The sequence below is a fragment of the Micromonospora sp. CPCC 205539 genome, from assembly GCF_036906815.1.
In the GTDB taxonomy this organism is placed as follows: Bacteria; Actinomycetota; Actinomycetes; order Mycobacteriales; family Micromonosporaceae; genus Micromonospora.
Genome location: NZ_JBAKHW010000029.1, coordinates 57,305 through 76,799, shown reverse-complemented (window position 1 = coordinate 76,799; position 19,495 = coordinate 57,305). Strand labels below are relative to the sequence as shown.

Sequence of the window (19,495 nt, the reverse complement as noted above, 5' to 3'; positions counted from 1 at the left end):
GGCCGGCTCGCGGTGCACAGTGATTCCCATGAGCGACAGCGGAATTGGTGGGCACTTCTACTGGTGCACCCGGCACCACCGGGTCGAGACCGACGACAACGTGTGCGCGGCGAGGCATGTTCTCGGCCCGTACGACTCGGCGGCCGACGCGGAGAACGCCCTGCAGCGAGTGCGGGAGCGTAACGAGGCGTGGGACGCCGAGGACGCCCGTTGGGCCGGGGAAGACAAGTAAACGGCGCGGGACGGCCCGTGCCGAGGTATGCCGTGCTCCGCGAGGAGGCACGCGAGAGCACGTCCCCAAGGAGGGAACCACGATGGCCGTTACACAGCAGGCCACCACCCGCCCGGCCGCCCGACGCACCACCGCGAAGAAGACCGCCGCGGCGGAGCGGAACACGGCGGCGAGCCGGACCACCCCCGTCCGTAAGTCCACCACCGGTGCGGCAGCAGCGAAGGCGCCGGCCAGGAAGGCGGCCGGCGGGGCGGGGCGTGCCCCGGCGAAGAAGACCACCACGGCGGCCAAGAAGGCGCCGGCGAAGAAGGCCACCACCACCAGGACCACCACGGCGGCCAAGAAGGCGCCGGCGAAGAAGACCACCGCCACTCGCAAGACGGCCACCGCCGCGAAGCGGAGCCCGGCGTCCGCCGCGAAGAAGACCACGACGTCCACCGCGAGGAAGACCACCACGGCCGCGTCGAGGACGACCGGAGCGGCGAAGAAGACCGTGAGCGCGGCGAAGAAGACCGGCACCTCGGCAGCGAAGAAGACCACCGCCGCGGCGAAGGCGCCCGCGCGCAAGGTCGCGGCGAAGGCATCGGCACGCAAGGCCGCGACGAAGGCTCCGGCACGCAAGGTCGCGACCAAGGCGTCCGCTGCGAAGAAGACGACCGCGAAGAAGGCCGCGTCCACCCGCCCGAGCGGCGGCGCCCGCAAGGCCCCGGCGAAGAAGGCCGTGGCGAAGAAGGCACCGGCCACGAGGGCGACCAGCACCTCGTCGAGCACCGCCCGCAAGGCGGCGGCGAGGAAGGCCCCCGCGAAGAAGACCGTCGCGGCCAAGGCCCCCGCCCGCAAGGTGACCGCCCGCAAGGCGCCTGCCCGCCCGGCCGCCGCGCGAGCCACCGCGACCCGGAGCACCGGGCGGAAGGCGACCGGCTGACCGACGTCCGTGAGATCTTCGGCCGGTCACCGGAAGCGGATCAACGGCGGCACTGTCAGGATTGACCCGTGGTCATCCGACGCGTACTCGCGCCCCGCATCGATTTCGGCACGCTGCGCCGCGAGCTCGGCCTGCCCGAGGACTTCCCGGCGGCCGCCCAACGGGAGGCCGACGAGTCCGCCGCCGCACCATCGCGGTCGCCCGTCGACCGCACCGACGTACCGTTCGTCACGATCGACCCGGCCAGCTCCCGAGACCTGGACCAGGCGATGCATCTCGCCCGCCGCCCGGGTGGCGGCTACCGGGTGCGGTACGCGATCGCGGACGTCGCCACGCACGTGAGCCCCGGCGGTGCGCTGGAGGCGGAGACCTGGCGGCGGGGGCAGACCATCTACCTGCCCGACGGCAACGTGCCGCTGCACCCGGTGACGCTCAGCGAGGGCGCGGCCAGTCTGCTGCCCGACGACGACCGGGCTGCGGTGGTCTGGACGATCGACCTGGACGCCGACGGCGGCACGGTCGCGGTCGAGTTGGAACGCGCCCTGGTCCGCAGCCGCGCCAAACTCGACTACACCGGGGTGCAGGCGGCGGCCGGTGCCGGTCGACTGCCCGAACCGATCGCGCTGCTGCCCGAGATCGGCGACCGGCTGACCGCCCGAGGGCTGCGTCGCGGTGCGATCAACCTGCCGCTGCCCGAGCAGGACGTGGAGCCCGACGGCGACGGCTGGCGGCTGGTGCTGCGCGGGCCGGTCCCGATGGAGGAGTACAACGCGCAGATCTCCCTGCTGACCGGCATGGCCGCGGCGGACATCATGCTGGCCGGTCGGGTCGGTCTGCTGCGTACGATGCCGCGCCCCAAGCCGGAGGCGGTGCAGCGGCTGCGGGCCGCCGCCGCGCCGCTGGGCGTGGACTGGCCAGATGACGTGGGCCCGGGCGAGGTGATCTCCAGACTGGACGTCGCCCAGCCACGCGCCGCCGCGTTCATCGACCAGGCGGCCGAGCTGATGCGCGGTGCGGCGTACACCGCTTTCGACGGGACCTTGCCCGAGCAGCCGGAGCACGGTGGGGTGGCCGCCGCGTACGCCCACGTCACGGCGCCGTTGCGGCGGCTGGCCGACCGGTACGCCACCGAGGTCTGCCTGGCCCTGCACGCGGACCGGCCGGTGCCCGACTGGGCGCGCTCGGCACTTCCCCGACTGCCCGAGGTGATGGCCAGCACCGACCGGACCGCCTCGGCGGCCAGCCGAGGCGCGGTCGAGCTGGCCGAAGCGGTGCTGCTGGCGGACCGCGTGGGGGAGACCTTCGACGCGGCCGTGCTGGATGTGGACGCCCCGCCCAACGGCAAATCCCGCCCCCGCCCGCCGGGCGGGACGGTCGCGTTGGACTCCCCGCCGGTACGCGCCCGCTGCCTCGGTCAACTACCACTCGGCGAACGGGTCCGTGTCCGCCTGGTCACCGCCGATCCGGCGTCCCGCACGGTCCTGTTCGAACTGGCCTGACGTCGGCGGCCGGCGTCCAGCGCCAGCGGTGCGGGCTGGCGTGGCGTGGCTTGGCTTGGTCCGGCTCGTCAGGGGTGGCCGGTAGCGGGGATTGTCACAGCGGCGCGCGCTGCTGCCACACCGGGCGGTTTGCGAGGATGAGCCCATGGCATACGACGCGAGCACGCTGCCCGACGTGTCCGGGCTGACGGTCGGCATCATCGGTGGCACCGGAGACCAGGGGCGGGGCCTCGCCTACCGGCTCGCCCGGGCTGGGCAGACCGTGCTGATCGGCTCCCGCTCCGCGGAGCGGGCCGCGGAGTCCGCCGCCGAGATCGCCGCCCTGCCCCGGATGCCCGCCGACGTCAGCATCACCGGGGCGGCCAATGACGAGGTGGCGCGGCGCAGCGACGTGGTGATCATCGCGGTGCCGTGGGACGGGCACGCCGCCACCGTCGCCGCCCTGGCGGAGCCGCTCGCCGGCACGATCGTCGTCGACTGTGTCAATCCGCTCGGTTTCGACAAGCAGGGCCCGTATGCGCTGACCGTCGCCGAGGGTAGCGCCGTCCAGCAGGCTGCGGCGCTGCTGCCCGACTCCCGCGTCTGCGCCGCGTTCAATCATGTCAGCGCGCCGCTGTTGGCCGACCCCGAGATCGACCGGATCGACCTGGACGTGCTGATCTGCACCGAGGACCGCGAACTGGTCGATGTGGTGGGTGCCCTCGCCGCCCGGATCCCGGGGATGCGCGGTATCTACGCTGGGCGGCTGCGCAACGCCCACCAGATCGAGGCGTTCACCGCCAACCTGATCGCGATCAACAAGCGTTACAAGGCGCACGCCGGCGTCCGCGTCACCGACGTGTGAGCGGCCGCGCCGGCCGGCTGGTTGCGCGCGCTCGGCGTCCACCGATCGATCATGGCCACTGGAATTGTCGTACGTTTGTTCTAGTGTCGGGTCGTGGTCGAGGAGTTGGCGCAGGCTGAGGATGCGGTGGCGTCCTGCGGCGCCGTGGCCACCTGGGCCGTTCCGGAGCCTGACCTCGTCGGGGCGCTCGAGACCGCGCATCGGCTCGAGCAGCGTCTGGCGGCGGTGAAGCTGGCGCTGGTGCGTGAGTTGGATGGTCGAGGCACGGCCGTGGCGCAGGGTGCGTCGTCGACGGCGGTGTGGCTCCGCGATCGGCTGCGGCTGACCATGCCCGCCGCTCGCCGGTTGGTCGACCTCGCCGGCTCGCTGGATGCTGGCGCCTCCGGCGTCCGAGACGCGCTGGCCGGCGGTGCGATCACTGTGGAGCAGGCCCGGGTCATCGGTGACACGGTCAGCATGGTGCACACCGCCGTCGGCGCCGAGGCTGCCGACACGGCCGTCGGCGTGCTGGTCGACTGGGCCGGGCAGTTCGATCCCACCCTGCTGCGCAAGTTGGGCACGCGGATCCTCGACCATGTCGCCCCGGAGGCTGCCGACGCCGCCGCCCGGGCGGCGCTGGACGCCGAGGCACGCCGGTCCGCCCGAGACCGCCACCTCACCCTGTCCGAGCTGTCCGATGGTCGCCTGCGCCTGTCCGGCAGCCTCGACGCCGAAGCCGCCGGTCTCCTGCGCGCCGCGATCGACCCGCTGACCGCGCCATCGGGCCACGACGACCCGCGCAGCCCCGGGCACCGTCGCCACGACGCCCTCGCCGACCTCTGCCGGCTCGCCCTGCGCAGCGGCCAGCTACCCGAGCACGGCGGCGAACCCGCCCAGATCGTCGTCACCACCGGCTTCGACGCGCTGACCCGACAGCTCGACGCCGGCACCCTGGACACCGGCCTCGGGCTCACCCCGGAGACGGTCCGCCGCCTCGCCTGCGACGCCGCGATCCTGCCCGCCGTCCTCAGCGGCGCCAGCCAACCACTCGACGTGGGCCGACAACGCCGACTCGTCACCGGGCCGCTACGACGCGCCCTGGTCCTCCGCGACCGCGGCTGCGCCTTCCCGGGCTGCGACCGCCCACCCCGCTGGTGCGACGCCCACCACATCCGACACTGGGCAGACGGCGGCACCACCAGCCTCGACAACGCGGTGCTGCTCTGCGCACACCACCACCGCCACATCCACCGCGGCGACTGGGCCGTCCGGCTGGGCGGCGACGGTCACCCCGAGTTCGTTCCACCAGCCTGGCTCGATCCCGACCAACTCGCCCGCCGCAACCAGTACCACCGGCGAACGTGACCACAACGATCGCCACGATCGCCAAGACTCCGGCCGGCCGTCTTGAACGTGTACCGCTCGCGTGCGGACCGGCTTGGCGTGCCTGCTCGTGGACCTTTTAGAAGGTGTGCTCAGCCGCCGGGAACTCGCCGCCGCGAACCTCGTCGGCGAACGTTCGGGTGGCGTCGGTGAGGATGCCGGCCAGGTCCGCGTACCGCTTGACGAAGCGAGGGGCCTTTCCGGTACGGAGGCCGGCCATGTCCTGCCAGACCAGCACCTGAGCGTCGGTGTCGGGGCCGGCCCCGATGCCCACCGTCGGGATCGGCAGCTCGTGGGTGATCCGCTTGGCCACCTCGCCCGGCACCATCTCCAACACCACCGCGAACGCGCCGGCCTCGGTCACCGCCCGGGCGTCGGCCAGCACCTCGTCGGCCGCGTCACCCCGGCCCTGCACCCGGTAGCCGCCCAGGGTGTGCTCGCTCTGCGGGGTGAAGCCGATGTGTGCCATCACCGGGATGCCAGCGCCGACGATCGCGGCGATCTGCTCGGCGCAGCGGCGGCCACCCTCCAGCTTCACGGCGTGGCAGCCGCCCTCCTTCATGAACCGTACGGCGGTCCGCAGCGCCTGGGTCGGGCCCTCCTCGTACGAGCCGAACGGCAGGTCGCCGACGATCAGCGTCTGCCGGGTCGCCCGGACCACGGCCCGTACCAGCGGCAGCAGCTCGTCCACGGTCACCGGCAGGGTGGTCTCGTAACCGAACACGTTGTTCGCGGCCGAATCGCCGACCAGCAGCACCGGCACACCAGCCTGGTCGAAGATCGTCGCGGTGTACTGGTCGTACGAGGTCAGCATCGGCCACCGTTCGCCGCGCTCCTTGGCGGCGATCAGGTCGCGGGTACGGACCCGTCGGGTGGCCGGGCCGCCGTACAGCGCGGTCACCTCGTTCGGAGTGGTCTCCACCATCACTGTCTCCCTTCCTCGAGGCCGCCTGCGCGGTCCCCGGGTTCCGTCGCGATCGTCGCACCGGGGGGCAGGGTGACGGCAGAGCGCAGTGGAAGATCTCACTCCGCCGTGGCGAGACGCCGGACCGGGCCAGCGACCCGGCGCGGCGCCAAGCGGTCGCAGCGCCGCGCGCCGGCCCAGCACCGCGCCGGATCGGCCCAGCGGTTTCACGCCCTCCCGGATGGCTCAGCCGTGTTCGCGCCACCGGTTGGTGATCGGGAGTCGGCGGTCCCGACCGAACGCCTTCATCGAGATCTTCGTGCCCGGGGCCGACTGCCGTCGCTTGTACTCGGCGGTATCCACCAGCCGGAGCACCTTGTCCACCACCGCCGGGTCGTGGCCCGACTCGACCAGCCCGTCCCGACCGAGGTCACCGTCGACGTAGCCGATCAGGATCGGGTCCAGTACGTCGTAATCGGGCAGGGTGTCGCTGTCCAACTGGCCTGGGCTCAGCTCGGCGCTGGGTGGCTTGCCGATCGAGTTCTCCGGGATCGGCGCGGTCTCGCCCCGTCGCACGGCGTCCGCGTTGCGCCACTTGGCCAGCCGCCAGATCAGCGTCTTCCAGACGTCCTTGACCGGGTTGAAGCCGCCCACCGAGTCGCCGTACAGGGTGGAGTAGCCGACCGCCAGCTCACTCTTGTTGCCGGTCGTCAGCACCAGGGGGCCCTCCTGGTTCGACAGCGCCATCAGGATCACGCCGCGTACCCGGGCCTGAAGGTTCTCCACGGCCAGCCCGGACAGCGAGAGGTTCGCCAGGAAGGCGTCCACCATCGGCTGGATCGGCTCGATCCGGTAGTCCAGTCCGGTGCGCTTGGCCAGGTCGGCGGCGTCCTCTCGGGAGTGCTCCGAGGAGTGCTGGCTGGGCAGTGACACCCCGACCACCCGGTCCGGCCCGAGGGCGTCGACGGCCAGCGCGGCCACCACCGCCGAGTCGATGCCGCCGGAGAGGCCGAGCACCACCGACGGGAAGCGGTTCTTGTTGACGTAGTCGCGCAGGCCGAGCACCAGCGCCTGCCACACCTCGGCCTCGTCGGCCACCGGCTCGATCAGCCCTCCGGTGGCCGCCGGCCCCGTCGGCGCGGGCGGAATGACGTCCAGCGTGCGGTGCGCCACCCGCATACCGTCCGCGACGATCGCCGCGGCCGGCCGCTCGACGGCGGCCGGCAGCTCGACATCGTGGACGAGCAGGTGCTCGACGAACTGCGGGGCGCGGGCGAGCAGTTCACCGTTGGCGGACACGATCATCGAGTCGCCCTCGAAGACCAGCTCGTCCTGGCCGCCGATCATGTTGACGTACGCGATGGCGGCGTTCGCCTCGGCGGCTCGGCGGCGGACCAGTGGTAGGCGGATGTCGTCCTTGTTCAGCTCGTACGGTGAGCCGTTGATGTTGACCACCAGGCCGACCCCGGCCTGCCCGGCGGCGGCGAACGGCCCGCCGGCCTGCCACAGGTCCTCGCAGATGGTCAGCGCGACGTCCACCCCGCCGATCCGCACCACGGTCAGCGTGTCGCCGGGGACGAAGTAGCGGTCCTCGTCGAAGACGCCGTAGTTGGGCAGGTGGTGCTTGAAGTAACGGGCGGCCACCACGCCCCGGTGCAGCAGCGCGGCGGCGTTGCGGGCGCCCCGGCCCGGCTCGGCATCGCCGCTGACCTGTGGGGGCCCGTCGGAGTCCAGGTAGCCGACGACGACCGGCAGGTCGCCGAGGCCGTCCGCGGCGAGGTCGGCGGCGAGCCGCTCCACCCCCGCCCGGGACGCGGCGACGAAGGACCGCCGGAAGACCAGGTCCTCGACCGGGTAGCCGGTCAGCATCATCTCCGGGAAGAGCACCAGCTGGGCGCCGGCGTCGGCGGCCTGGCGGGTCCAGCTGCGGACCAGGTCGGCGTTGCCGGCGAGGTCGCCGACGCTCGGGTTGACCTGGGACAGGGCGAGACGCAGGGTGGGCATGCCCTCATCTTGCCCCAGCCCGGCGGGGGCGTTCCCCAGCCTCGGACGAGACGGCCGCCACGCTGCGCGGGCGATTGCCGCCACGCTGCGCGGGCGAGGGCCGTCACGCTGCGGACGAGCGCCGCCCCGCGGCGGGCCCGACCCACCGGTTCGCTCCGCGTGGACACGAGGGGACGGGCGGCACCGCTTCGCGTAACGTCTGCGTAACCAGGCCCGGGAACACTGGGCGGCCAGGTCGGGTGTAGCCCGGCCGAAGGCGGACAAACTGTGTCGCGAGGGGTTGGGGAAGTGGACCGTCAGCAGGAGTTCGTCCTCCGTACGCTGGAAGAGCGGGACATCCGGTTCGTCCGGCTGTGGTTCACCGACGTGCTGGGCACGCTCAAGAGCGTCTCGGTGGCGCCCGCCGAACTCGAGTCGGCCTTCGAGGAGGGCATCGGCTTCGACGGCTCGGCGATCGAGGGCTTCGCCCGGGTCTTCGAATCGGACATGGTGGCCATGCCCGACCCGACCACCTTCCAGGTCTTCCCGTTCGAGGGCGGGGTCAGCGGCGAGAGCGCCCGGATGTTCTGCGACATCCTGCTGCCCGACGGTGGTCCGTCCTGGGCCGACCCCCGGCACGTGCTGCGCCGTGCTCTGTCCAAGGCCGCCGAGAAGGGCTTCACCTTCTACACCCACCCCGAGATCGAGTTCTTCCTGCTGGAGAACGGGCCGCAGGACGGGTCGGTGCCGATCCCGGTGGACACCGGCGGCTACTTCGAGCACACCACCCACTCGGTGGCCCGCGACTTCCGCCGGCAGGCCGTGCTGGCCCTGGAGCGGATCGGCATCTCGGTGGAGTTCAGCCACCACGAGGTCGCCCCCGGCCAGCAGGAGATCGACCTGCGGTACGCCGACGCGCTCACCACCGCCGACAACATCATGACGTTCCGGCACGTGGTCAAGGAGGTGGCGCTCTCCACCGGTGTGCAGGCCAGCTTCATGCCGAAGCCCTTCATCGACCAGCCCGGCAGCGGCATGCACACCCACCTGTCGCTGTTCGAGGGGGAGCGCAACGCGTTCCACGACGCCGGCGACCCGATGAAGCTCTCCAAGGTGGCGAGGTCGTTCATCGCCGGCCTGCTGGTGCACGCCCGCGAGTACACGGCGGTCACCAACCAGTGGGTCAACTCGTACAAGCGGCTCTTCCCCCAGGCGCTGCCGGACCGGATCACCGAGAGCCCGGCGTACGTCTGCTGGGGTCACCTGAACCGTTCGGCGCTGGTCCGCGTCCCCGCCTACGGCAAGCCCAACTCGGCCCGGGTCGAGGTCCGCTCGCTGGACTCGGCCACCAACCCGTACCTGGCCTTCGCCGTCATGCTCGGCGCGGGCATGAAGGGCATCGAGGAGGGCTACGAGTTGCCGCCGGGCGCCGAGGACGACGTCTGGTCGCTCACCAGCGCGGAGCGGCGCGCCATGGGGTACGAGGCGCTGCCGGAGAACCTCGCCGAGGCGATCGACGTGATGGCCGATTCCGAACTGGTCGCCGAGGTGCTCGGCGAGCACGTCTTCGACTTCTTCCTGCGCAACAAGCGGGCCGAATGGGAGCAGTACCGGCGCGAGGTCACCCCGTACGAGCGGCAGCGGTACCTGTCGTTGTAGCCGCGCGGGGCTGACGCGCTTGCGCGCTGCCGCTATCGTCTCGATCACCGCGCCGGCACCCGGCCGAGCGGGACCGGTCGGGAGGCAGTCGGTGCTGGAGGATCTGTTCAGCGGTGCCTGGCAGAGCGTTGTGTTCGGGATCGTCGGCGTCGGGCTGATGGCCGCCGGCTTCCTACTGGTCGACCTGCTCACGCCGGGGCGTCTGCGGGACCTGATCTGGGTGCAGCGCAACGCCAACGCGGGGTTGCTGCTCGCCGCCAATCAGCTCGGCATCGCGGGGATCGTCTTCACCGCGATCCTGACCAGCTACAGCGACTTCGGCAAGGGGCTCGCCTCCACCGTGGTGTTCGGGCTCATCGGGCTCGCCATCATGGCGTTGGCCTTCTTCGTGCTCGACCTGCTCACCCCGGGCAAGCTCGGCGACATCATCTGCTCGGACGAGCCGCACCCGGCGGCCCGGGTCAGCGCCGCCACGCACTTCGGTGCGGCCCTGATCGTCTGCGCCTGCATCGCCTGAGCGGTCCCGTCGTCCATCGGCGTCGTCGTACCCCGGTCGTAGCGTGCCGGGCATGAACCGCACCGACCGCCTCTACGCCCTGGTCGAGGAGCTGCGGGCGGTGTCGCCACGCCCGCGCAGCGCCCGATGGCTGGCCGCGCGCTTCGAGGTGAGCAGCCGGACCATCGAGCGCGACATCGGCGCGCTACAGGAGGGCGGCGTGCCGATCTGGGCGGAGCCGGGGCGCACCGGCGGTTACGTGCTGGACCGCGCCCGCACCCTGCCCCCGGTCAACCTGACCGCCGCAGAGGCGGTGGCGATGGCCGTCGCGCTGCACCGGCTCGCCGGCACGCCGTTCGCCGGGTCGGGCGCCACCGCGCTGCGCAAACTGGTGGCGGTCCTGCCGGCCGCCGACGCGGCCGAGGCGCACCGGCTCGCCGGCCGGGTGCACCTGATCGGCGACGGGCCGGCCACGCCCGTCCCGGCCACCGTCGCCGACGCGGTCTCCGCGCGGCGGGTGCTGCGCATCCGGTACACGGACCGCAGCGGCATCGATTCGGTCCGCGAGGTCGAGCCGGTGGGCTACCTGGGCAACAACCGATTCTGGTACCTGCTCGCCTGGTGCCGGCTGCGCGACGAGCTGCGCTGCTTCCGCACCGACCGGATCCACGAGGTCCGGCCGCTGCCCGAGATGGTGGTCCGGGAGCTGCGCCTTGCCGATCTGGACATCCCGCACGAGCGGGTCCGTCCGTTGAGCCTGGTCTGAGGCGCGCACGTCGGCGCGCAGGCCCGGGTGGGCCTTGTGAGGAGAAACCCCGCCGGGTGATCCGGAAACACCGACAGGACGTTGTCGCGAACGGCCCCGAGACTGCTTCAGACGACGGCCGAACGGCCGGCACGGAAACTCTGGAGGCAGTAAATGTCCAGGCCCACCACGCCTGTCACCTGGTTCGAGATCGGCACCGACCGACCCGAGGACGCGGAGCGGTTCTACGGAGAGTTGTTCGGCTGGACCTTCGAGGAGCAGGCCCCGACCAACGGCGGCTCCTACCGCGTGACCGGGGCCGGCGGCGACATCGGGATCGGCGGCGCGATCCGGGCGACCGACGGGACGTCGCCGAACTACGCGGTGTTCTACGCCGAGGTCACCGACGTCGAGGAGACCTGCCGACGGGCCGAGGCGGCCGGCGGCCGGGTGTTGGTGCCAGCGCGTACGACACCGGCCGGTCTCACGTTGGCCCACCTACTCGACCCGGCCGGCAACCATCTGGGCGTGTTCGCGCCCCCGCCCCAGCAGCCCTGACCCCCTTCCGGAGATGTGATCGACTCGGTTTTCAGGATGTCGGGGTGTCCGCGTGCGCCGGACACCGCGACATCATGGAAACCGAGTGGATCAAGCCGCGACAGACCCGAGCCGGCCCCGGCTCTACAGGGCGGACCGGGGCCGGCGGGGCGTACCGAGGCTGGCACTGGCTCCGACAGGGCGGACGGGGTCGTCCGGGGCGTACAAGGTCGGCCCCGGGCTGTCGGGGCCGAGGCAGCCGGGTTACTTGCCGGGCGTGCCCGCGGGAGCGCCACGCCAGCCGTGGCCACCGTGGCCGCCCAGGCCGGGGAAGACGCCGGCCTCGACGGCCTTGGTGATGGCGTCGGCCTGCTCCTGGGTGAGCTTGCCGTCCTTGACGGCCTGGTCCAGCCGCTCCTTCAGGGCGGCCTTCCGGGCCTCGGGGGACGGGCGCTCCGGTCGACCGGCCGGCCGGTGCTCCTCGCGCACCTTCTGCAGCGCGGCGGTCACCTTGTCGGTCGGGACGCCCAGCTCCTTGGCGAGCGCGGCGGCGAATTCGCCCTGCCGGTCGGCCTTCGGCGTGGCCGGGGCGGCCGCGGTGCTGCTGGCGCTCGGCGCCGGCGTGCCGGCGTCCGCGGCGAAGGCGATCGTCGGGGCCGCGATCCCCACGCCGAGGACGCCGGCGGTGGCCAGGCCGGCCAACAGGTGCTTCTTCGACATCGTGCGGGACATCAGTCCTCCAGATCTCAGTGCGTGCTGCGATGACATCACCGACAGTGACCGGCCAGCCTGGGCGGGACCCGTGGCGAACCTGTCAGCGGGCTGACAATTCGGCCGAGGTGAGCGGACAAACCGGTTGCACCATCGCAGACCGTGCGGCCAGGGTTGACGGGCCACCGAGGGAAGGACTGCGAATCGTGACGACCGCCAAGATTCGGGAGATTCCGCTCGCCGAGGCGGGTTCCGGCCCGTACGGCATCACTGCCGGCCCCGACGGTGCGCTCCTGGCTGACGCTGGTCCATGCCGGCGGGATCGCCCGACTGGACCCCGACGGCGCGACGCGGACGTATTCGCTGGGCTCGGCCGGCAGCCGCCCGCTGATCATCACTGCGGGATCGGATGACGCGCTCTGGTTCACCCGCTCCGGGGACGACCGGATCGGTCGGATCACCGTCGACGGCGAACAGCGCACGGTCGCCCTGCCGGCCGGCACCGGCCCGGGCGGTATCGCCGCCGGCCCGGACGGCGCCCTCTGGTACGCCGGGATGACCTCCGACACGATCGGCCGGGTGGACACCGACGGCGGGGTCACCTCGTATCCACTGCCGGTGACCGGTGGCCTCGCTTCGATGATCACCACCGGTCCGGACGAGGCGCTCTGGTTCACCCTCAACCAGGCGAACGCGATCGGCCGGATCGACCTCGCCGGCGCGGTGACCCTGCACCCGCTGCCCACCGGGAACGCCGGGCCCGTCGGCATCACCCTCGGCGGCGATGGTGCGCTCTGGTTCGTGGAGATCGCCGCCGGCCAACTCGGCCGCATCACCCCCGATGGGCGGTTGGACGAGTTTCCGCTGCCGAACCGATCGGCCCGTCCGCATGCCATCGTGGCCGACCCCGCCGGTGGCGCCTGGTTCACCGAGTGGGGCGCCAACCGGATCGGTCACATCGACCTCGCCGGCCGGATCGACGGCTACGACCTGCCCACCCCCGACGCCGAGCCGCACGGCATCACGGTCACCGGGGACGGCTCGGTCTGGGCCGCCCTGGAGACGGGCGCGGTCGCCCAGCTCAGCCCACCCGGGACGTCGGAGGGCTAGGCGACGGCGGGTTGGACGACGAGGGTCCCGGCGTCGGCGTCGAGGGTGGCCGAGGTGCCCACCGGGACGGTGAGTTGGTTGGGGCCGTGGCCGATCGGCAGGCCGCCGAGCACCGGCACGCCGAGGTCGCCGAGGCGTTCGGTGAGCACGTCGACGACCGTGGTGTCCCAACCGTCGCCGCAGTCGGTGAACTGCCCGACCGCCACCCCGGCCAACCCGTCCAGCGCGCCGGCGCGGCGGAGGTGGGTGAGCATCCGGTCGACCTTGTACGGCGGCTCCTGCACGTCCTCGATCAGCAGCACCGCCCCGGTCAGGTCCGGCAGGTCCGGGGTGCCGATCGACGCGGCGATCATGCAGAGGTTGCCGCCGAACAGGGTGCCGGTGGCCCGTCCGGGGACGCGGACTCCGAACGTCTCCTCCTCGGCCACGGCGGCGACCGTCACCGGTTCGGTGGTCATCAGAGCCCTGTGCAGCGACTCGGCCGACCGCAGCGGCGTGCGCTCGTCGCGCCAGGCCGCCCCCGGGCCGTGCACGCCGGCCAGTCGGGCACCCCGCCACAGCGCGAACTGCAACGCGGTGATGTCGGAGAACCCGGCCACCACCTTCGGGTCCCGGCGGACGGCCGCCATGTCGATGGCCTCCACCATCCGCTGGGCGCCGTACCCGCCACGGGTGCAGATCACCCCGCGGACCTGCGGGTCGGCGAAGGCCGCGTTCAGGTCGGCGGCGCGCAGCTCGTCCGTGCCGGCCAGGTAGCCGTGGCGGGCGTACGCGTTGGGTGCCGGCACCGGCCGCAGCCCCCAGCCGGTGAGCAGCTCCATCCCACGGGCCACCCGCTCCGGCGAGGTCGGCCCGGACGGTGACACCAGCAGCACCGTGTCACCCGGTCGCAGCACGGGCGGGCGAACGGCGGTGTCTTCGGTGATCACAGCGGCAGAGCCTATCGACCCCGTTCCGGCCGCGTGGCAGGACGCCCAGGCGGGTCGTGGCGGGGCGCGGCACCCGGTGACGCACCGGCTAGCCTCGACGGGTGGCAACCGCGTTGGTGATCGAGAACGACCCGACAGACGACCTTCGCCGCCTGGGTGAGTGGCTGACCGAGACGGGCCTGGAACTGTGGGTGGTCCGCCCGCACGCCGGCGACGAGCTCCCCGCCGACCTGGAGGGGTACGCGGCGCTGGTGGTGCTCGGTGGCGACCAGCAGGCGTACCCGCTGCCGGACGGCTCGCCGGGCGCACCCTGGTTCCCGGCTGTGGAGGGGCTGCTGCGTAAGGCGGTCCGGCACCGGGTGCCCACCCTGGCCATCTGCCTGGGCGCGCAGCTGCTGGCCACCGCGCACGCGGGGCTGGTCGAGCGGAGTCCGTCCGGGCCGGAGATCGGTCCCGGCGTGGTCGGTCGGCGCGACGCCGCCGAGGGCGACCCCCTGTTCCGGTACGTGCCGTTGATCCCGGACGTGCTCCAGTGGCACTCCGACGAGATCATCGAGCTGCCCCGGGGCGCCACCCTGCTGGCCGCCTCCACCCGTTACCCGCACCAGGCGTTCCGGCTCGGCGACCGGGCCTGGGGGCTCCAGTTCCACATCGAGTGCGACGCCGCGATGATCGCCGAATGGGCCACCGACTCGACCCAACTCGCCGAGCTGGGCTACGACCCGGCGCTGGTGGTCGCGGCCTGCGAGTCGGTGCTGGTCGACGTCGAGGAGGTCTGGCAGCCGTTCGCCGCCCGGTTCGCCCTGCTGGCCCTCGGCGAGCTGGACGACAGCACCACGCGGCGCGGCCTGCCGCTGCTCGGGCACTGATGGGCCGGCCGACCAGGGCGCCGGGCCGACTCGCCCGCTACGGCTTCGGCGCGGCCGAGGGCGACAGCGAGGCGCGCGCCGCCGACCTGCTCGGCCCGGACGGGCTGCGGCTGTGGCGGGCTGCCGAGCAGGAGCCGGTCGACGATCGGGCCGCGGAGCTGCTCACCGCGCTGTCCCGGGCCGCCGACCCGGACCTGGCGCTGCGCCAACTGCACCGCATCGTCGAAGCCGAACGCCGCGCAAACGCCGGCGCCGCGTCGCGCGAGGCCGGCGCCGCGTCGCGCGAGGCCGGCGTCGTGAGCGACGGCGCTGCGGGCTCGCCGCTGCTCGCCGAGCTGCACGCCGATGCCGGGCTGCGCCGACGGCTGATCGCGGTAATCGGTGCCTCCTCGGCGCTCGGGGACCACCTGGTGGCCAACCCCGAGCAGTACACGGTGCTGCGCACCGCCCCGGACGGGCTCGCGCCGACCGCCGAGGGGCGGCTGGAGCCGACCGGCGACGGCAACCCCGTGGCGGTGCTGCGTACCGCGTACCGGCTGGCGCTGTTGCGGATCGCGGCGGCCGACCTCACGGGCGGGCGCGGCCTGGAGCAGACCATGGCCGCGCTCTCCGCGCTGGCCGACGCGACGCTGGCCGCGGCGTACGAGGTCGCCGTCGCCGAGCTGCCGCCGGGCACCGCACGACCCCGCCTGGCCGTCGTGGCGATGGGCAAGTGCGGCGGCGACGAGCTGAACTACGTCTCCGACGTGGACGTGATCTTCGTGGCGGCCGAGGACGCCGACCTGGCCGCGGCCACCATGGTGGCGACCCGACTGATCCACATCTGCGGCCTGGTCGCCTGGCCGGTGGACGCCGCGCTGCGCCCCGAGGGCAACCGGGGTCCGCTGGTGCGGACCCTCGCCAGCCACCTGGCCTACTACCGGCGGTGGGCGCGCACCTGGGAGTTCCAGGCGCTGCTCAAGGCCCGCCCGGCCGCCGGTGACCTGCCGCTGGCCCAGGAGTGGATCGACCAGCTCGCACCGCTGGTCTGGCGGGCCGCCGAGCGGCCCGAGGCGGTCGAGGACGTTCGCGCGATGCGACGCCGGATCATCGACCACATCCCGCCGAAGGAGCTGGAGCGCGAGATCAAGCGCGGCCCCGGCGGCCTACGCGACATCGAGTTCGCCGTGCAGCTCCTGCAACTGGTGCACGGCCGCATCGACGAGACGCTGCGCGTACCCGGCACCATCCCGGCGCTGCGCGCGCTCGTGGCCGGCGGCTACGTGGGCCGTGCCGACGGGGAGGCGCTGCTGCTCGGTTACCGCTTCCTGCGCGGCGTCGAGCACCGGCTCCAACTCCAGGGCCTGCGCCGTACGCACACCGTGCCCACCGAGCCGGCCGCGCTGCGCTGGCTCGCCGCCGCGTTGGGCTACACCGCCACGCCGGGCCAGAGCGCCGTCGAGAGGTTCCGGGCCGACTGGGTCACCCATGCCGCCGAGGTACGCCGGCTGCACGCCAAACTGCTCTACCGGCCGCTGCTGGAGTCCGTGGCCCGGGTCCCGGCCGACGGGCTTCGGCTCACCCCGGAGGCGGCCCGGCACCGGCTGGAGATCCTCGGCTTCGCCGACCCGGCCGGGGCGCTGCGCCACCTCCAGGCCCTCACCGGTGGGGTGAGCCGCACGGCGGCCATCCAGCGGACCCTGCTGCCGGTGCTGCTCAGCGAGTTCGCCGACGAGCCGGAGCCGGACCGGGGTCTGCTCAACTACCGCAAGGTCTCCGACAAGCTGGGCAGCACCCCCTGGTACCTGCGGCTGCTGCGCGACGGAGGGCCGGTGGCCCGGCGGCTGGCCCGGGTGCTCGCCCTCTCCCGGTACGTCGCCGACCTGCTCGCCCGGGAGCCGGAGGCCCTGCGGCTGCTCGCCGAGGAGAACGAGCTGGCGCCCCGCCCGCGCGAGGTTCTCCGGGAGGGCTTTCTCGCTGCGGCGGCCCGGCACGCCGACCCGGTCGAGGCCATCCGGGCGGTGCGCGCGCTGCGCCGCCGGGAGTTGGTCCGGGTGGCCTGCGCCGACGTGCTCTGCCGGGCCGGTTCGCTCGCCCCCACCCCCACCCGCACGGACGACGGGAGCCGGCGCGCCCCCGGACTGGCCGACATCACCTCGGTCGGTACAGCGCTCGCCGACGTCACCGACGCCACCCTGGCCGCCGCGCTGCGGGCCGCCCAGGCCAGCCAGCCGGCGCCGCCCGGGCTGCGCTTCGCCGTGATCGGCATGGGCCGGCTCGGCGGGTACGAGTCGAACTACCTCTCCGACGCCGACGTGCTGTTCGTCTACAACCCGCCCCCGGAGGGCAGCGAGAGCGCGGCCAGCGCCGCCGCCCACGCGATCGCCGAGGAGCTGCGCCGGCTGCTCGGCGTGCCCGCGCCCGACCCACCGCTCGGCGTCGACGCCGACCTGCGGCCGGAGGGTCGGCAGGGCCCGCTGGTGCGCAGCCTCGCCGCGTACGCGCAGTACTACGCCCGCTGGTCGCGGGTGTGGGAGGCCCAGGCGCTGCTGCGGGCCCGGTTCGTCTGCGGCGACGCCGACCTGGGCGCCGAGTTCGAGACGATGATCGACCCGGTGCGCTACCCGATCGAGGGGCTCACCCGCGAGCAGGTCGTCGAGATCCGTCGGATCAAGGCCCGGGTGGAGACCGAGCGGCTGCCCCGTGGCGCCGACCCGGCCACCCACACCAAGCTGGGCCGAGGCGGGCTGGCCGACGTGGAGTGGGCGGTGCAGCTCATCCAACTCCGGCATGCCGGCGCGGTGCCGGCGCTGCGCGGCACGCGTACCCTCGACGCCCTCGCGGCGGCCCGGGACGCGGGCCTCATCGACCCGACGGACGCCGCGGAGATGGCCGCCGGGTGGACCCTGGCCGCGCAGGTCCGCAACGCGCTGATGCTGGTGCGAGGCCGCGCCGGCGATCAGCTGCCCCGGCACGGGGTGGAGCTGGCCGGGGTGGTCCGGCTGCTCGGCCGAGACGACCCGGGGGAGTTCCTCGACGAGTACCTGCGGACCGGCCGCCGCTCCCGCGCCGCCGCCGAGCGGGTGCTCGAGGCGTAGCGACGTCAGCTGCCGAGGGTGTACTCGCCGGGCCGAGGGACGGTGACGGTCGTCCAGTCTCCGTTGGCGGTGACCGTGGCACCTCCGGACGCGACCAGCCAGCGACCGTGCCGGACCTGGACCGCCACCGGACCGGCCGCCGGAGCACGGAAGGTCACCGACGCGGCGTCGATGCGAACCAGTTCGGCGGGGGCGGCGACCAGCGGAGTCGGGTCGGCGACCGCCCAGACCCGCCAGTGTGGGCCGGACCAGACCGGCGTCAGGTAGGGCAACCCGCCCTCGATCAGCTCCGCCTCGGCCCGTCCCACCCAGGACGGCGGGGCGTCCGGCAGCGCCACGTACTGCACGGCGTTCTCCGCCAGCCAGGCTCGGTAGCTGGCCGCGGTCAGCGGCACGCCGGTGCCGGCCGCGCCCGGCACGGTGGTGAAGAACAGCGGATTGCGGTCGATGTCGGCCTGTCGGAGCCAGCCCCGGGCCAGCGGCACCTCGCCCAGCCGGGCAGCCTCCCAGTAGTTGCGGGTGGGCGGCACCTCGACCCGGCCGGTGAGCCGCTGACCAGCCAGGAAAGCGCGCAGCGGCGCGTGGTAGCTGGCCGCGCTGGTCGGGTCGCCGATGCTGCGCAGGTCGGCGGGGACCACCGGCGGCAGCCAGCCCCAGACTGCCACCAGCAGCGCGGCCAGGCCGACGCCACCCACCAGTCGGGGATGGCGGGTCAGCCGGGTGGCGAGCCACGCCGGGGGGCGGGCGGCGGCGGCCAGCACCGGTAGGGCGAACATCGTCACGAGCCGGGTCGCGTTCAACCCGACCGGAGTGTGCACCAGGGCGGCGGCGAGCACCCCGGCCGCCGAGAGCAGCGCGCCGACCCGCACCGGCCGGTACGCCACCAGCGCGGCCACCACCAGGCTGGTCAGCACCGCCCGCTGCGCGTCGGTGCGGCTGATGTTCATCCAACCGCCGTCGCCGAAGAGCAGGGCCGTCGCGGCCAGCGGCACGGCCGCCGCGATCCCGAGCGTCAGGCCGTCGGCGTACCGGCGGGCGAGCAGCAGCGCGACGCCAGCGAGACCGACGAACAGGCCGGCCACCGGGCTGGCCGCCGACGCCAGCAGCGTGCCGGCCGCGGCGAGCCCGAGCCGCAGCGGCGTCCGTCCGTCCGTTCGCCCGTTTTCGGGGTACGCGGCGGAGCGGCCGAGCGTGAGCGCCAGCAGCGCGACCAACCCGAATGCCACGCCGAGGGCGTAGGTGACCCGGCCGGAGACCAGGTTGCCGGCCAGGGTGACCACGCCGACGAGGCTGCCCAGCAGGGGCCGAGGCACCCCGTGGCGGACCAGCAGCGCAGCCAGCGCGGCGGCCGATGCCACCAGGGCCAGCGCGCCGGTGACCCGCACGCCGAGCAGCGCCATCACGGGCTGGGACAGCAGGCTGTAGCCGAACTGCTGCACGCCCGCGTACCAGTGCAGATCCACCGGGGTGAGGCCGTGCGCGGCGAAGAAGTCCGCCCGGGCCACCTGCGCGGCGAGGTCCGAGCCCATCACCGGCAGGGACAGCCAGAGCGCGGCGAGCACGGCGGCGGAACCGGTGGCCATCGCCACCACCCGACTGCTCCGCATGCCCAC

The 19,495-nt window shown here is 73.6% G+C and carries 17 protein-coding genes; 12 read left to right on the top strand and 5 right to left on the bottom strand.

All coding sequences use genetic code 11. The features are described from left to right. Positions 1–28 precede the first annotated feature (28 nt). From V6V47_RS23495 to V6V47_RS23475, 5 genes are all read left to right on the top strand, one after another. A complete protein-coding gene (locus V6V47_RS23495) occupies positions 29–232 on the top strand; it encodes a hypothetical protein (RefSeq protein WP_334630484.1) in 204 nt (67 codons plus the stop codon). Between the two features lie 82 nt (positions 233–314). Further along, positions 315–1,157 (top strand): histone, encoded by an 843-nt coding sequence (locus tag V6V47_RS23490; protein WP_334630483.1) that lies wholly within the window; start codon positions 315–317, stop codon positions 1,155–1,157. 68 nt (positions 1,158–1,225) lie between these two features. Beyond that, a complete protein-coding gene (locus V6V47_RS23485; protein ID WP_334630482.1) occupies positions 1,226–2,656 on the top strand; it encodes an RNB domain-containing ribonuclease in 1,431 nt (476 codons plus the stop codon). A 145-nt stretch (positions 2,657–2,801) separates the two neighbouring features. Continuing rightward, positions 2,802–3,500 carry an NADPH-dependent F420 reductase gene (gene npdG, locus V6V47_RS23480; protein ID WP_334630481.1) on the top strand — a complete coding sequence of 233 codons (699 nt, stop codon included), beginning with the start codon at positions 2,802–2,804 and terminating at the stop codon, positions 3,498–3,500. A gap of 93 nt (positions 3,501–3,593) precedes the next feature. After that, positions 3,594–4,844 carry a DUF222 domain-containing protein gene (locus V6V47_RS23475; protein WP_334630480.1) on the top strand — a complete coding sequence of 417 codons (1,251 nt, stop codon included), beginning with the start codon at positions 3,594–3,596 and terminating at the stop codon, positions 4,842–4,844. A 97-nt stretch (positions 4,845–4,941) separates the two neighbouring features. Here the strand turns inward: V6V47_RS23475 and panB are convergent, their stop codons facing one another. Both panB and V6V47_RS23465 read right to left on the bottom strand, forming a co-directional pair. Then, positions 4,942–5,787 (bottom strand): 3-methyl-2-oxobutanoate hydroxymethyltransferase, encoded by an 846-nt coding sequence (panB, locus tag V6V47_RS23470; RefSeq protein WP_334630479.1) that lies wholly within the window; start codon positions 5,785–5,787, stop codon positions 4,942–4,944. Positions 5,788–6,012: 225 nt separating this feature from the next. Next, a complete protein-coding gene (locus tag V6V47_RS23465; RefSeq protein ID WP_334630478.1) occupies positions 6,013–7,770 on the bottom strand; it encodes an NAD+ synthase in 1,758 nt (585 codons plus the stop codon). A 288-nt stretch (positions 7,771–8,058) separates the two neighbouring features. Here V6V47_RS23465 and glnA point away from each other — a divergent pair, with 288 nt between their 5' ends. From glnA to V6V47_RS23445, 4 genes are all read left to right on the top strand, one after another. Next, on the top strand, positions 8,059–9,408 hold the full coding sequence (gene glnA / locus V6V47_RS23460) for a type I glutamate--ammonia ligase (RefSeq protein ID WP_334630477.1): 1,350 nt from the start codon (positions 8,059–8,061) through the stop codon (positions 9,406–9,408). Positions 9,409–9,499: 91 nt separating this feature from the next. Beyond that, on the top strand, positions 9,500–9,925 hold the full coding sequence (locus tag V6V47_RS23455; protein ID WP_334630476.1) for a DUF350 domain-containing protein: 426 nt from the start codon (positions 9,500–9,502) through the stop codon (positions 9,923–9,925). A gap of 52 nt (positions 9,926–9,977) precedes the next feature. After that, positions 9,978–10,670 carry a helix-turn-helix transcriptional regulator gene (locus tag V6V47_RS23450; protein WP_334630475.1) on the top strand — a complete coding sequence of 231 codons (693 nt, stop codon included), beginning with the start codon at positions 9,978–9,980 and terminating at the stop codon, positions 10,668–10,670. Between the two features lie 153 nt (positions 10,671–10,823). Beyond that, on the top strand, positions 10,824–11,207 hold the full coding sequence (locus tag V6V47_RS23445) for a VOC family protein (RefSeq protein WP_334630474.1): 384 nt from the start codon (positions 10,824–10,826) through the stop codon (positions 11,205–11,207). Positions 11,208–11,450: 243 nt separating this feature from the next. Here the strand turns inward: V6V47_RS23445 and V6V47_RS23440 are convergent, their stop codons facing one another. Further along, the gene (locus V6V47_RS23440; protein ID WP_334630473.1) at positions 11,451–11,918 is read right to left on the bottom strand and encodes a hypothetical protein; all 468 of its coding nucleotides are present in this window, start codon (positions 11,916–11,918) and stop codon (positions 11,451–11,453) included. A gap of 264 nt (positions 11,919–12,182) precedes the next feature. Between V6V47_RS23440 and V6V47_RS23435 the strand changes: the two genes are divergently transcribed. Continuing rightward, positions 12,183–13,007, top strand: coding sequence for a Vgb family protein (locus V6V47_RS23435; RefSeq protein WP_334630472.1), 825 nt, complete (start codon positions 12,183–12,185; stop codon positions 13,005–13,007). Here the strand turns inward: V6V47_RS23435 and V6V47_RS23430 are convergent. After that, entirely contained in the window at positions 13,004–13,936 is a 933-nt protein-coding gene (locus V6V47_RS23430) for a S66 peptidase family protein (protein ID WP_442934293.1), read from the bottom strand. The two genes, V6V47_RS23435 and V6V47_RS23430, sit on opposite strands and share 4 nt — an antisense overlap. Before the next feature lie 101 nt (positions 13,937–14,037). On the opposite strand from V6V47_RS23430, the gene V6V47_RS23425 reads away from it, so the two are divergent. Both V6V47_RS23425 and V6V47_RS23420 read left to right on the top strand, forming a co-directional pair. Next, on the top strand, positions 14,038–14,805 hold the full coding sequence (locus V6V47_RS23425) for a type 1 glutamine amidotransferase (RefSeq protein ID WP_334630471.1): 768 nt from the start codon (positions 14,038–14,040) through the stop codon (positions 14,803–14,805). Continuing rightward, a complete protein-coding gene (locus V6V47_RS23420) occupies positions 14,805–17,882 on the top strand; it encodes a bifunctional [glutamine synthetase] adenylyltransferase/[glutamine synthetase]-adenylyl-L-tyrosine phosphorylase (protein ID WP_334630470.1) in 3,078 nt (1,025 codons plus the stop codon). The genes V6V47_RS23425 and V6V47_RS23420 overlap by 1 nt, the downstream gene beginning before the upstream one ends. Before the next feature lie 5 nt (positions 17,883–17,887). Here the strand turns inward: V6V47_RS23420 and V6V47_RS23415 are convergent, their stop codons facing one another. After that, positions 17,888–19,489 (bottom strand): hypothetical protein, encoded by a 1,602-nt coding sequence (locus tag V6V47_RS23415; RefSeq protein ID WP_334630469.1) that lies wholly within the window; start codon positions 19,487–19,489, stop codon positions 17,888–17,890. Positions 19,490–19,495 lie beyond the last annotated feature (6 nt).